Raw genomic sequence first — 12,578 nt, 5'->3', positions numbered from 1 at the left:
CTCACCCGGCACGGTGACGGCGCGACCGTGACGACCGGGCGGTCAGCGGACCGACCAGTCGTGGGCCGGACAGCCGCTGCTCGAAGCGCCGCGCCTCCCGGCTGAGCGGCTGGGCGAAGTATTCACCGAGGATCACGCCGGCGCCGAGCGCGATGGCGATGACTGCCGCATTGACCAGCTCGATGAGGCCGCGCGCGGAATTCTCCGACAGGATCGCCAGGCCCCGGTAGATCGCCAGACCGGGCAGCAGCGGCACCACCCCGGAGACCACGATCGCGAGGGTCGGCACCCGCACCCGGCCGGCAATGGCATAGCTGATCAGACCGACGAGGACCGCGGCCAGTGCGGACGGCCAGGCCACGCCGAGGCCGCCGAGGAAGCCGAGCGCGAAGGTGGTGCTCGCGAGGCCGCCGACCAGGGCGATCGGCAACAGCGACCGCAACGGCGCGTAGGAGGCGAACGCGAAGGCGGCGGCCGTCACCGCCCCACCGATCGTCATCATCGGGGTCGCCGAGTAGATCGAGCTGCCCGGCGTCACGCGCGGCATCTCCAGCCCGACCGCATTCGCCAGGGTGAGGCCGCCGCTGACGCCGGCAATGGCGCCCGCCGTGGCAAGCGTCGCCTCGAGCAACCGCGCCATCGAGGTCAGCGGGAAACCGGTGAGGGCGTCCTGGACGGCGCCCATGAAGCTGACCCCGGCGAGCAGCAGGATGATGCCGGCGCTGATGATCCGACTCGGTTCGTCGCTGAGGTCGGTGGACGAGACCAGCACCGCCAGCACGGTGGCGAGCAGACCGCCGGCGACCTGCTGGTAGAAGACCGGCAAGCGGCGACGGGCGAGCGCGCGGGTGCTGACGTCGATGAGGATCGCACCGACGAACGCGGTGAGGACGACGATCGGGGTGGCGCCGAGCATGAGGCCGACGCCGCCTCCCATGACTCCCCAGCCGAGCGTGGCCGCCCGCCGGGATCGGGTGTGCCCCGAGGAGACGATGCGGGCCAACTCGGCGCGCGCGCCGTCCCGGTCGATCCGCCCGGCCACCAGATCGCGGACCAGTTGGTCGACGAGAGTGAGGTCCTCGTAGTCGATCTCCCGCTGCACGACGTTGCGCATCTGGAGGATCGGCGGCTGCTCGGGCGACTCCTGGTGAGTCAGTTGCAGTTCGGTGAACGTCACGCTCGAACTCACGCCGCGTAAGCCGCACGCCAGCGCGACGTTCTGCATCTGGATGCTGACATCGGCCGCACCGGCGCCGGAGGAGAGCAGTAGTTCGCCGACGCGTAGGCCGAGATCCAGCGTCAGATAGGTGTCCTCATTGGTCATCGCAGGCAAGTGTGACCGGTTCCATGCCGCGAGCAAAAATCGCCCGGTATGACGCGGGTTCCGGACCGCTTCGACGGCCTATGGAGGTGTCGCGCGGGCCGTCTCGGTTTGACGCTGGAGGTCGTACTTGAAAACGTCGTGTGGCCCATTTTCGACGTACTAGCGCCAAGGAGCACCCCCGGAGTGCAGACTCTCGAACCACTCGAGGAACCTCAGGACTACGCCGTCAGCGACGTCGTCGTGACCGAACCCGGCGTCATCCGACGGGCGATCGGTGCGGCTGCCGTCGGCAACGTCACCGAGTGGTACGACTTCGGCGTCTACGCCTACTTCGAGCCGACGATCAAGGAGGTCTTCTTCGACGGCCTCAGCGACGCGGCGGGCACGATCGCGACCTTCGGTCTCTTCGCGGTGGCGTTCCTGGTGCGTCCCTTCGGCGGCATGTTCTTCGGGCCGCTGGCCGACCGGATCGGCCGCAACAAGGTGCTGGCGATCACGATGGTGCTGATGGCGCTCGGCACGTTCGCGATCGGATGCATCCCGAGCGAGAGCTCGATCGGGATCTTCGCGCCGTTGCTGTTGTTGGTCGCGCGGCTCGTGCAGGGCTTCTCCACCGGTGGTGAGTACGGCAACGCGATGACGTTCATCGCCGAGTACGCGCCCGACCGCAAGCGCGGCTTCTGGGGCAGCTGGCTGGAGTTCGGCACGTTCACCGGCTACCTGTTCGGCGCGATCATGGTGACGGTCGCGGACGCCGTCCTCACCCACGACCAGCTGGTGTCGTGGGGCTGGCGGATCCCGTTCTTCATCGGCCTGCCGTTGGGGCTGGTCGGCGTCTACCTGCGCACCAAGCTCGCGGACACCCCGGCATACCTCGCGCTGGAGAAGGAGTCCGAGCAGCGGGAGAAGGAGAACAAGACCGGCGGAGAGCTGCGCAAGATCCTGCAGCTGTGGCCGTTCATGCTGGTCTGCATGGGCCTGGTGCTGGTCTGGAACGTCACCAACTACATGCTCACGTCATACATGCCGACCTACGTGACCGACACCTTGCCGGATGACGGCGCGGTCTCCTCGTCGACGTCGCAGGTGATCCAGATCGTGGTGATGGCGTTGGCATTGCTCACGATTCCGTTCCTCGGCATGCTCTCGGACAAGGTCGGCCGCAAGCCGGTCTGCTGGGTTGGCGCGATCGGACTGGTCGTGCTCGGCCTGCCGATGATCGCGCTGGTGCGCTCGCAGACGACCGTCGGTGTCTTCGCCGGACTGCTGATCATGGCGCTGCTGCTGATCTGCTTCTCCTCGACCATGCCGTCGACACTGCCCACGCTCTTCCCGACGCAGGTGCGCGGTGGCGCCCTGTCGATCGCCTTCAACGTGTCGATCTCACTGTTCGCCGGTACGACGTCGGTCGTCGTCGGTGCACTCGTCAGCGCGACGGGAGATCTCAACTGGCCGGGCTACTACCTGGTCGCCGCCGGTCTGATCGGCATCGTCTCGGTGGCCTTCCTCGCCGAGCCCAACGGTCGCAAGATGTGGGGCTCGCCGCCCGCGGCCGCGACCAAGGAAGAGGCCAAGGAGATCGTCCGCGCCCTGCGCAAGCGGTTGCCGAAGCGGCCCGGCAAGGGTCCAAAGGACGGCCCCGCCACGGCGTAGGGCGTACGCGTCCACCGGTAGGACTGCGAAGAAATGTTTGCAAACACCTCTTTGCAGTCCTAACCTGCGGGTATGACGAACCGCTCGCCCGATGCGAACCCGCCGACCCGGAGCGCCCGTGTCGAGCCTGATCTCGGGCAGCTCAAGGCGCTCGCCCACCCGGTGCGGTTGCGCATGCTCGGCATGCTGCGCATCGACGGGCCGGCGACCGCGTCGCAGCTCGCGCAGCGCCTCGGCGTCAACTCCGGTGCGACCAGCTACCACCTGCGGCAACTCGCCGAGGCCGGCCTGATCACCGACGACGACTCGCGGGGCAGCAAGCGCGACCGTTGGTGGAAGGCGGCACACCGGACCACCAACACCGAACCGTCGGCGGTGGACGATCCGGAGGAGCGGGCGGTGCTGGGCAGCTACCACGCGCTCGTCGCACGGTCTGCCTCCCAGGACATCGAGCGGGCCGCAGCCGAGGTCGAGGAGTTGCCGCGCCAGTGGCAGGACCTGGTCGAGGCGAGTGACTGGAACGCGCGGCTCACGCCGGATCAGGTCCGCCGGATCAAGGACGCGGTGCACCAGGTCCTCGCCGAAGGCACCGCGCAGGATGCTGAGACCGACGACGCAGCGCTGGTGACCTTCCAGTTTCACGCCTTCCCGCGGCCGGGCACCTTGGTGCACCCTGACGACGACGAATCATGAGCAGCCGCAAGCCGTTCGTCGGACTGGCAGTCGCCGAGACCTTCTCGGTCTCGGGCACCCGGCTCGCGCAGATCGCGGTGCCGTGGCTCGTGCTGACCACGACCGGCTCAGTGGCTTGGACCGGCATCGTCGGCTTCGCGGAGATGCTGCCGTATGTCGCGGCCAAGGCGCTCGGTGGTCCGGTCGTCGATCGCGTCGGCGCCAAACGCGTTGCGGTCACTGCAGACTCGTGCAGCGTGCCGATCGTGGCGCTGGTGCCGGTGCTGCACTGGCTGGGCTGGCTGCACCTGGCGGTTCTGGTGCCGATCGCCGTGCTCATGGGTCTGGTGCGCGGGCCGTCGGACGGTGCCAAACAGGCGCTGGTGCCCGCGGTCGCGAACGCGGCCGGGTTGCCGTTGGAGCGAGTGACCGGGATCTCCGGAGCGATCGAGCGGCTCGGCGGCACCGTCGGTGCGGCAGCCGCGGGAGCGGTCGTGGCGTTCGTCGGTGCACCACAGGCGTTGCTCATCAACGCGTTCACCTTCGCCGTCGCCGCGACCTGCATCGGCCTGCTTGTGCCGCAATCGGACCCGTCCGCTGACGGTCGGGACGCCCGGTCGTCATACCTCGTCGACCTGCGCGCTGGGTGGCAGTTTCTGCGCGGTGATTCGGTGCTCGTCGGCATCACCATCATGGTGTCGCTGACCAACCTGCTGGACCAGGCGTGGAGCGCTCTCCTGCTGCCGGTCTGGGCCCACGACACCGGGCGCGGTGCTGGAGTCGTCGGCCTGGTGCTCGCCGCGCTCTCCGGACCTTCGATCCTCGGCTCGCTGACGGCAGCGGCGCTGGGGGAACGGCTGCCGCGGCTGCCGGTCTACCTCGCCGGATTTCTCGTGGTGGGTCTGCCGCGCTTCGCGCTGTTCGCGTTCGACCTGCCCGTGTGGGTGATGACCGTCGTCCTGACGGTCGGCGGATTCCTTTCCGGCTTCTGCAATCCCGTGCTCGGTGCGGTGATCTTCGAGCGGATCCCGGCGCCTCTCGTGGGTCGGGTGAGCGCGCTCAGCACCTCGTTGTGCTGGTCGCTGATCCCTTTCGGCGGATTGCTCGGCGGGGTGCTGGTGAGTGCCGTCGGGCTCCGGGCGGCGGTGCTCACGACCGGCGTCGCCTACTTCGCGGTGTCGCTGATGCCGTTGTGGCGCAGGAGCTTTCGCGAGTTCGGTCGCCAGAGCCAGCACGCTCGCCCGGTGCCGCGGGTAAAGGTCAGCCGAGCTCGGCGAATGCGTCGCCCAGCACCTGCAGCCCCTCGACCAGCAGCTCGTCGCTGATCACCAGCGGCGGCAGGAGGCGGATGACGTTGCCGAACGTGCCGCAGGTCAGGATGATCACGCCCTGCTCGTGGCAGCGCTTGGCGACGGCTGCCGTCAGCTCGGCGTCCGGATCCTTGGTGCCCGGCTGCACGATCTCGATCGCCAGCATGCCGCCGCGGCCCCGAATGTCACCGATGGCAGGGGTTTTCGCCTGCAGCTCGCGCAGCTTGGCGGTCGCGACCCGCTCGATCTCGGCAGCGCGGCCAAGCAGACCGTCCTGCTCCATCGTGTCGATCGCACCGAGCGCTGCGGCGCAGGCGACCGGGTTGCCGCCATACGTGCCACCGAGTCCGCCCGGGTGCACGGCGTCCATCAGCTCGGCGCGACCGGTCACCGCGGCGAGCGGCAGGCCACCGGCGATGCCCTTGGCGGTGGTGACCAGGTCGGGCACCACGCCCTCGTGATCGACCGCGAACCACTCGCCGGTGCGTGCGAAGCCACTCTGCACCTCGTCGGCGATGAAGACGATGCCATTGGCCTTGCACCAATCGGCAATAGCGGCAAGGAAACCCGGCGCCGGCACGATGAAGCCGCCCTCGCCCTGGATCGGCTCCATGATGAACGCCGCGATCTGGTCGGCACCGACGGCCTTCTCCGCCATGGTGATGGCACGCTGCGCGGCCTGCTCGCCCGTCATGCCCTCCGGGTCACGGAACGGGTATGACGTGGGCACCCGGTAGATGTCGGACGCGAACGGCCCGAAGCCCTTCTTGTAGGGCATCGCCTTCGCGGTCAGCGCCATCGTGAGGTTGGTGCGGCCGTGGTAGGCGTGGTCGACCGCGACGACCGCCTGCCGGCCGGTGGCGTAGCGCGCGATCTTGACGGCGTTCTCGACCGCCTCGGCACCGGAGTTGAACAACGCCGACTTCTTGGCGTGGTCGCCCGGCGTCAGTTCGGCGAGCTTCTCGGCGACCGCGACGTACTCCTCGTAGGGGCTGATCATGAAGCAGGTGTGGGTGAAGTCGGCGACCTGGTCGCTCACCTGGTCGACCACGCGCGGTGCGGAGTTGCCGACCGTCGTCACCGCGATGCCGGAGCCGAGGTCGATCAGCGTGTTGCCGTCGACGTCCTCGACCACACCGCCACCGGCGCGGGCGACATAGACCGGCAGCGTGGAGGAGACGCCACCGGCGACCACCGACGAGCGGCGCGCGGCGAGCTCCTGCGACTTCGGGCCCGGCAGCGCCGTCTTCAGCTCACGGCGCTGGGGGATCTCGGTGGACGTGACCGTCATGGCTGGCTCCTTCGAAACATGCGGTGGGACGCCGCGGCGGGGCGCTTCCGACCCCGCGCTGGGACGCTCCGGCCAGTGTGCCACGCAGGTGTTTCGAAATCGAAGTCGTCCCGGGAATGGGGTGCGGGGAGGGTTTCGGGGGATCGCGTGCATAACTCGAAACGGTTGCGGGTTGCGTCGGGTTGGTGTGCATAAGTCGAAACGGTTGCGGTTTGTGCGCGGGGTGCGGCGGGTTGGTGTGCATAAGTCGAAACGGTTGCGGTTTGTGCGCGGGGTGCGGCGGGTTGGTGTGCATAAGTCGAAACGGTTGCGGTTTGTGCGCGGGGTGCGGCGGGTTGGCGTGCATAAGTCGAAACGGTTGCGGTTTGTGCGCGGGTTGCGGCGGGTTGGTGTGCATAACTCGAAACGGTTGCGCCTTGTGCACGCCGCCGCGCCGCCGCCGCGCCGCCGCCCCCCCGGCCGCCCGGGCCTGCGCGCGCCTCAGCCACCCAGCCGCGCGAGCACTTGGTCGTGCAGCAGTCCGTTGCTGGACAGCGCGTTGCCGCTCCAGGGGCCGTCCGCCCCGTCCAGGCCGGTGAACCGGCCGCCGGCTTCGGTGACGATCGGCGCGAGCGCGGCCATGTCGTAGAGCTCGAGCTCCGGCTCCGGCGCGAAGTCGACCGCCCCCTCGGCGACCAGCATGTGCCCCCAGAAGTCGCCGTAGCCGCGCACTCGCCAGCACTCGTCGAGCAACTCCACGAGTGCCGCCCGGCGGCCGAGCTCGCCCCACGTCGACCACCCCGCGATCGAGGCCGAGGCATCCGACAGCTTCGAAACCCCAGAGACCGCAATACGTTTGGCACCCGACAACGACCGGCCGCTCCACGCGCCGGTGCCGATTCCGGCCCACCAACGACGTCCCAAGGCTGGCGCGGCGACCAGACCGACGACCGGCACACCGTCGTCGACCAGGGCGATCAGCGTCGCCCACACCGGCACTCCGCGCACGAAGTTCTTGGTGCCGTCGATCGGGTCGACTACCCACTGGCGCGGGCCGCTGCCCTGCAGGCCCTGTTCCTCGCCGAGCATCGCGTCCCGCGGGCGGCTACGCCGCAGTTGCGATCGAATCGTCTCTTCGACGGCAACGTCGGCATCGGTCACCGGCGTGAGGTCGGGCTTGGCGCTGACCTGCAGGTCTTCGGCCCGGAACCGGTCCATCGTGATCGGCTCCACGGCATCGGCCAGCACGTGGGCGAGGCGCAGGTCATCGTCATACGTCGGCATAACCCAAGAACCTACGGCCCCGAGGCACTAAACCAGCGGCCAGCCCTTCTTGGCGAGTCGGGCGCGCACCCGGTCCAGATCGTCCTCGCTCGGCGCGACTCCGGCCACCTGCTGGATCAGCGCCTGCGCGTCTTCCTCTGAGATCGGCGTCTTGTCGGCACCGTCGACGCCGGCGCCACCGGCCTTCTCCCCGGCGATGAGTTCGCGGGCGACCTGCTTGACCTCGTCCTTGGTCAGCCGGCGTTGCAGCAGCGCAAGGATCGGCGGGAAGTCGGTCGGTGGGACGCCGTCCGGGTAACCCGCACGCAACCATCCGAGGATGCGCTGGAAGACCGGTGGCCAGCCGGAGCCGCTCGGGTCGTCCTCTTGCTCGTCCGGGATCGACAGGGGCCAGCCGACCGCGGCCAGCCGCGACGCGATCTCGTTGATCTCCTCGTCGCTCGGCGGTGCGTCCTTGATCTGCTGCACCGCACTCGCGACGTGCTCCCGGGCGATCGCGCCGTCCGGGTTATCGGCGATGACCTGCGCGCAGACCGCCTGCACCTCTTCCGGGCTCAGCGACCGCTGCAGCAGCGCCAGCAACGGCGGAAAGTCTTTGGGCGGAATGCCTTCCGGGTAGCCCTTGCGCAGCCAGTCGACGACCGAGATGAGTGGGTTGACCGTCATCAGAAGAGCTGGATGCCGAGGTAGTGGTCGATGCTCTTCTGGGTGATGTAGAGCACGCCGATCACGATCGCCGCGGCCACGACCGCGAAGACCGCGTACGCGGCGTACAGCGCGGCGGGCTTGCCCGCGGTCACCGTGCCGTCGGCGTGCTCACCGCCGGAGCCGATGTCCCACAGGCGGATGCCGAGCGAGAAGAGCAACGGCAGTCCGGCGCCGAAGAGCAGGCCGGCCACGATCACCTTGCCGGTGCCGTCGGCGATGGTCGCCCAGTCGATGTCCATGCTTCCTCTTTCCGTATGACGGGGCGCCCTTTCAGGCGACCGGCACCTTCGGCTTGGTGGACTTGTCCGCCGGCACCACGCTGTTGGAGTCCTCGTCCCACTCGGCGTTGACGTTGTCGGCGTTGACCTTCTGCTGCTGGGCGCGGTGGTAGATGTAGCCGGCGAGCGCCACCAGCAGCAGGAAGATGACCACCGCGCCGGCGGCGCCGCCGACGAGGTGGCCGATGAAGTAGGTGACCGCGCCGCCGATGGCCGCGCACGGCAGCGTGATGACCCAGCCCGCCGCCATTCGCCCGGCGACCGCCCAACGGACCTTCGCACCCGGCTTGCCGACGCCGCTGCCCATGATCGAGCCGGTGGCCACGTGGGTGGTCGACAGCGCCATACCGAGGTTGCTGGAGGTGAGGATGATCGCCGCCGACGAGGCTTCGGCCGCCATACCCTGCGGCGCCTCGATCTCGACCAGGCCCTTGCCGAGGGTGCGGATGACGCGCCAGCCGCCGATGTAGGTGCCGAGTGCAATCGCGCCGGCGCACAGCACGATGATCCAGACCGGCAGGCCGTTCTGCTCGATCTCGGCGTCGCTCAGCGTGCCGTGGGCGATCAGCGCGAGGGCGATCACGCCCATCGTCTTCTGGGCGTCACCGGTGCCGTGCGCGAGCGATACGAGCGACGCAGTCGCGACCTGGCCCCAGCGAAAACCGTGGTCCTTCTTCTTCTTTCGGACGTTCTTGGTGACCGCGTAGACCAGGAACGTGCCGACCGCCGCGACGCCGCCGGCGATGATCGGGGAGAGCAGTGCGGGGATGATCACCTTGACCACGAGGCCGTCCCAGTTGATGCCGCTCGATCCGATCGCGGCCAGTCCGGCGCCGATGAGGCCGCCGAAGAGTGCGTGCGAGGAGCTGCTCGGCAGGCCGAACAACCAGGTCAGCAGGTTCCACAGGATGCCGCCGATGAGCCCGGCAAAGATGATGAACATCGCCTTCTCGGCGTCGAGTCCGTCGATCAGGCTGCCGGACTTGTTCTGAATCTTCAGCACCGACGTGGTGACGGTAACCGCGACTTCGACCGAGAGAAAGCCGCCGATCAGGTTGAGCACGGCCGACAGGGCCACCGCGACCTTGGGCTTCAGGGCCCCGGTCGCGATCGAGGTCGCCATCGCGTTGCCGGTGTCATGGAAGCCGTTGGTGAAGTCGAACCCCACCGCCGTGACGATCAGCAGGATGAGGATGAAGAGTTCAGCACTCACAACTATTGAGTATGACGGGGGTCCCTCGGCGTGGTGCAAGTTGGGAACATATGACTCCGTGGTAGTTCACCGATTGTTCAGGTGCGGCGAGACCTGCGTCACCCGCGGGTGGCGACCTCGCGGATCCTGCGCAGTCCGAGCGCGATCGTGTGAGCGTCCACCGGGGTCGTGCCGATCGGCGGCAGCCCGGCGATGAGACGGGCGAGCAGCCCCGCCATCCGGTCGGCGTCGATGGCCGCAGGCGGGTCCTTGGTCCAGCACGCGGCGAGCACCACGTAACTCAGCTCGTTGAGAGCGGTCTCCAGCTCGCCCCAGTCGACCAGCTGGTCCGGCAGGTCGGTCTGCGCGATCTGCAGGATGCGCGAGCTCTGGAGCTGCTCGAAGGCGAGGTCCCGGCGCGCCTCGTAACCGGCAGGCGAGGAGGACGCACCGTCCGCGATGGCGAGGAGCAGGCGCTCCAGCGAGCGCAGGGTCCGCCGAAACTGCCGTCGTACCAATGCAATCGGAGCGCGATGCCCGGTGACCCAGATGACGGCCACCGAGACACCCGCGCCGACCAGCGTCTCCAGCATGCGCTCGCCGACGACGTCGCCGATCGGCTTGTAGGGATTGGCGGCGGTGCTGATCATCAGCGCCATCGGTGTCACGAAGATCACCGCGAGCGCGTAGTTGCGCACCGCGAGGAGCTGGATGCAGAAGACCAGCACCAACGCGATCACCACGATCGCCGCGCCGCGCGGGTGCAGCGCGTGGATGAGGAAGAACGCGCCGATCCCGACGACCGTGCCGGCCAGCCGGTGCAGGGCCCGGTGGGTGAGCGACAGCCGATCGGCGGTCACCGACATGACCAGCGCCGTCGTCATCACCGCCCAGTACGGATGGCCGATGTGCAACCCGTAGGAGATCGCGCAGGTGATCAGCACCGCGGCGCCGATGCGACGGGACGCCAGCCACGGCAGCGACGACCGCGACATGCCCCACCGCAACAGGTAGGTCAGGTCGGGCCGGCCCAGGTAGCGACGCTGCTCGACGCCGCTGACCACGACCTCGCTGCCGGGCAGATGCACCTTGGCCACCTGCTGGATGATCGCCAGGTGCAGCTGACGCAGGTGGGCGTTCATCCGACGCCACTTCGCCAACCGAGGCTGCCGCCCGACGGCGTCCTCGAGGATCATCGATGCGACGAAAACCGCTGCGAACGCTTGGTCCCGCAGCCGCGCCAGGTCCTTGCGCGGGGTGACCCGCCGGTCCGCGTCGACGTATGCCGCAGCCGCCTCCTCGGCTGCATCCAGCGCCTCCTGCTCGGCCTGCCGGGGCCGGGCCAGCTGCAACAGCAGCGAGGCGATCGACGCGCTCACGCAACCGATCGCCGCGACCGCGATGATCTTGCCGGCGCCCAGCCCCGCGGTCGGCAGGTAGGACGCGATCGCAGGCCCGATGATCAAGAACATCGCACCGGGCGGCTCGGCCACGAGCGTGTTGTAGACCAGCACCGTGGTGGTCGCGATCGCGGTCAGCACCAGAGTGAGCAGCAGTGGGTCGCTGCCGACTGCGGCCCCGAGCGCGACGCAGACGACATACGTCGCGTCCATGCAGGCGAGGATCGCGAGGCGGGAGCGGATCGGGCGGGCCGGGGCGACGATGCCGAGGAACGCGCCGGTGAGGCCGACCAGCCCCAGGCTGGGGCCGAGCAGGAAGCTGATCAGCACCACCGCGACCGCGGTGATCGCGGTCGCGTGCAGGGCGAATTTCCACCGGCCCGGTGCGGGTTTGACCTCGGCGAAGGCGAGCAGCTGACGACCGACCGCGTCTGTGACACCGGACGCCATCGGGTCAGCTGTCCTCGGTCTCGTCGGCCGTGTCCGTCGCGCCGGACTTGGAGCGCAGCAGCCGGCGCAGCGACGCCAGGCGGGTGGCGCCGGAGGGCCCGGCGTGCCCGTCCTCGACCCACTGGTCGAGCGCGCAGTCGGGCTCGAGGTGGGTGCAGCCGCGCGGGCAGTTCTGCGTGCCGGCCGCAAGATCGGGGAAGTTGGCGACGATCCGGGCGAGGTCCACGTGCGCAAGGCCGAACGACCGGACCCCGGGGGTGTCGATCACCCAGCCGCCGTCGGGCAGCGGCAGCGCGATCGCCGAGGAGGAGGTATGCCGCCCACGCCCGGTCACCGCGTTGACGTGGCCGGTGGCGCGGTCGACGCCCGGCACCAGCGCGTTGACCAGCGTCGACTTGCCGACGCCGGAGTGCCCGACGAGCACGGTCATCCGGTCATCGAGCCGGTCGCGCAACTCGGCGAGACCGGTCACGTCGTCGGTCGATGCCGAGGTGATTACGTGCGGCACGTCCAATCCCGAGTAATTGGAAAGGAATTCGTCAGCCGGTGCCAGGTCGGCCTTGGTCAGGACCAGCAGGGGTTCGACACCTGCGTCGTATGCCGCGACCAGGCACCGGTCGATCATGCCCGTGCGTGGGGGAGGGTCGGCGAGCGCGGTCACGATCGCGAGCTGGTCGGCGTTGGCGACGATCACCCGCTCGTAGGGATCGGTGTCGTCGGCGGTGCGGCGCAGCACGCTGCTGCGCGGCTCGACCCGCACGATCCGGGCCAACGTGCCGGGGTCGCCGGTGGTGTCGCCGACCAGTGCGACCCGGTCACCGACCACTGTGCTGGTGCGCCCGAGCTCACGGGCGCGCATCGCGATGACCTCGTGATCGTCGACCAGACAGGTCCAGCGGCCACGGTCGACCGTGGTCACCAGCCCGATGCGGGCGTCCTCGTGCTTCGGGCGCTCCTTGGTGCGGGGACGGCTGCCGCGCCGGCTGGGCCGCACGCGGACGTCGCTCTCGTCATACGACCGTCTGCCGCGGGGCACG

Annotated in this window: 11 protein-coding genes; 3 read left to right on the top strand and 8 right to left on the bottom strand. The window is 69.1% G+C overall.

What is annotated here, in order from left to right; all coding sequences use genetic code 11:
* Position 1: 1 nt before the first annotated feature.
* The gene (locus N2M23_RS09635) at positions 2–1,324 is read right to left on the bottom strand and encodes a threonine/serine exporter family protein (protein ID WP_265445044.1); all 1,323 of its coding nucleotides are present in this window, start codon (positions 1,322–1,324) and stop codon (positions 2–4) included.
* Positions 1,325–1,507: 183 nt separating this feature from the next.
* On the opposite strand from N2M23_RS09635, the gene N2M23_RS09630 reads away from it, so the two are divergent.
* The 3 genes from N2M23_RS09630 to N2M23_RS09620 all read left to right on the top strand — a co-directional run bounded on the left by N2M23_RS09630 (position 1,508) and on the right by N2M23_RS09620 (position 4,974).
* Positions 1,508–2,977: an MFS transporter gene (locus N2M23_RS09630; RefSeq protein WP_265445042.1), complete on the top strand. Its 1,470-nt coding sequence runs from the start codon at positions 1,508–1,510 to the stop codon at positions 2,975–2,977.
* 72 nt (positions 2,978–3,049) lie between these two features.
* Positions 3,050–3,670 carry a helix-turn-helix domain-containing protein gene (locus N2M23_RS09625; protein WP_265445040.1) on the top strand — a complete coding sequence of 207 codons (621 nt, stop codon included), beginning with the start codon at positions 3,050–3,052 and terminating at the stop codon, positions 3,668–3,670.
* Entirely contained in the window at positions 3,667–4,974 is a 1,308-nt protein-coding gene (locus N2M23_RS09620; protein ID WP_265445038.1) for an MFS transporter, read from the top strand. The genes N2M23_RS09625 and N2M23_RS09620 overlap by 4 nt, the downstream gene beginning before the upstream one ends.
* On the opposite strand, the gene gabT is transcribed toward N2M23_RS09620, so the two are convergent.
* From gabT to rsgA, 7 genes are all read right to left on the bottom strand, one after another.
* Complete coding sequence (gene gabT / locus N2M23_RS09615; protein ID WP_265445036.1) at positions 4,910–6,250, bottom strand: 4-aminobutyrate--2-oxoglutarate transaminase; 1,341 nt, start codon at positions 6,248–6,250, stop codon at positions 4,910–4,912. The two genes, N2M23_RS09620 and gabT, sit on opposite strands and share 65 nt — an antisense overlap.
* A gap of 480 nt (positions 6,251–6,730) precedes the next feature.
* Positions 6,731–7,513, bottom strand: a complete 783-nt coding sequence (locus N2M23_RS09610) for an inositol monophosphatase family protein (RefSeq protein WP_265445035.1) — start codon at positions 7,511–7,513, stop codon at positions 6,731–6,733.
* A 27-nt stretch (positions 7,514–7,540) separates the two neighbouring features.
* Positions 7,541–8,179 carry a DUF3349 domain-containing protein gene (locus tag N2M23_RS09605; protein ID WP_265445034.1) on the bottom strand — a complete coding sequence of 213 codons (639 nt, stop codon included), beginning with the start codon at positions 8,177–8,179 and terminating at the stop codon, positions 7,541–7,543.
* A complete protein-coding gene (locus N2M23_RS09600; protein ID WP_265445033.1) occupies positions 8,179–8,460 on the bottom strand; it encodes a hypothetical protein in 282 nt (93 codons plus the stop codon). Before N2M23_RS09600 ends, N2M23_RS09605 begins: the two co-directional genes overlap by 1 nt.
* Positions 8,461–8,491: 31 nt before the next feature.
* On the bottom strand, positions 8,492–9,712 hold the full coding sequence (locus N2M23_RS09595) for an inorganic phosphate transporter (RefSeq protein ID WP_265445032.1): 1,221 nt from the start codon (positions 9,710–9,712) through the stop codon (positions 8,492–8,494).
* A 98-nt stretch (positions 9,713–9,810) separates the two neighbouring features.
* Positions 9,811–11,541 carry an FUSC family protein gene (locus N2M23_RS09590; RefSeq protein WP_265445031.1) on the bottom strand — a complete coding sequence of 577 codons (1,731 nt, stop codon included), beginning with the start codon at positions 11,539–11,541 and terminating at the stop codon, positions 9,811–9,813.
* A 4-nt stretch (positions 11,542–11,545) separates the two neighbouring features.
* On the bottom strand, positions 11,546–12,577 hold the full coding sequence (gene rsgA / locus N2M23_RS09585) for a ribosome small subunit-dependent GTPase A (protein WP_265445029.1): 1,032 nt from the start codon (positions 12,575–12,577) through the stop codon (positions 11,546–11,548).
* Position 12,578: the final 1 nt, after the last annotated feature.

The sequence above is a fragment of the Flexivirga meconopsidis genome (assembly GCF_026162425.1).
In the GTDB taxonomy this organism is placed as follows: Bacteria; Actinomycetota; Actinomycetes; order Actinomycetales; family Dermatophilaceae; genus Flexivirga; species Flexivirga meconopsidis.
This window is presented reverse-complemented; position numbering and strand designations above follow the sequence as displayed.

Coding starts and splice junctions, on each gene's coding strand:
- N2M23_RS09635 (WP_265445044.1), bottom strand. CDS start 1,324: ATGACCAATGAGGACACCTATCTGACGCTGGATCTCGGCCTACGCGTC.
- N2M23_RS09625 (WP_265445040.1), top strand. CDS start 3,050: ATGACGAACCGCTCGCCCGATGCGAACCCGCCGACCCGGAGCGCCCGT.
- N2M23_RS09620 (WP_265445038.1), top strand. CDS start 3,667: ATGAGCAGCCGCAAGCCGTTCGTCGGACTGGCAGTCGCCGAGACCTTC.
- gabT (WP_265445036.1), bottom strand. CDS start 6,250: ATGACGGTCACGTCCACCGAGATCCCCCAGCGCCGTGAGCTGAAGACG.
- N2M23_RS09610 (WP_265445035.1), bottom strand. CDS start 7,513: ATGCCGACGTATGACGATGACCTGCGCCTCGCCCACGTGCTGGCCGAT.
- N2M23_RS09605 (WP_265445034.1), bottom strand. CDS start 8,179: ATGACGGTCAACCCACTCATCTCGGTCGTCGACTGGCTGCGCAAGGGC.
- N2M23_RS09600 (WP_265445033.1), bottom strand. CDS start 8,460: ATGGACATCGACTGGGCGACCATCGCCGACGGCACCGGCAAGGTGATC.
- N2M23_RS09590 (WP_265445031.1), bottom strand. CDS start 11,541: ATGGCGTCCGGTGTCACAGACGCGGTCGGTCGTCAGCTGCTCGCCTTC.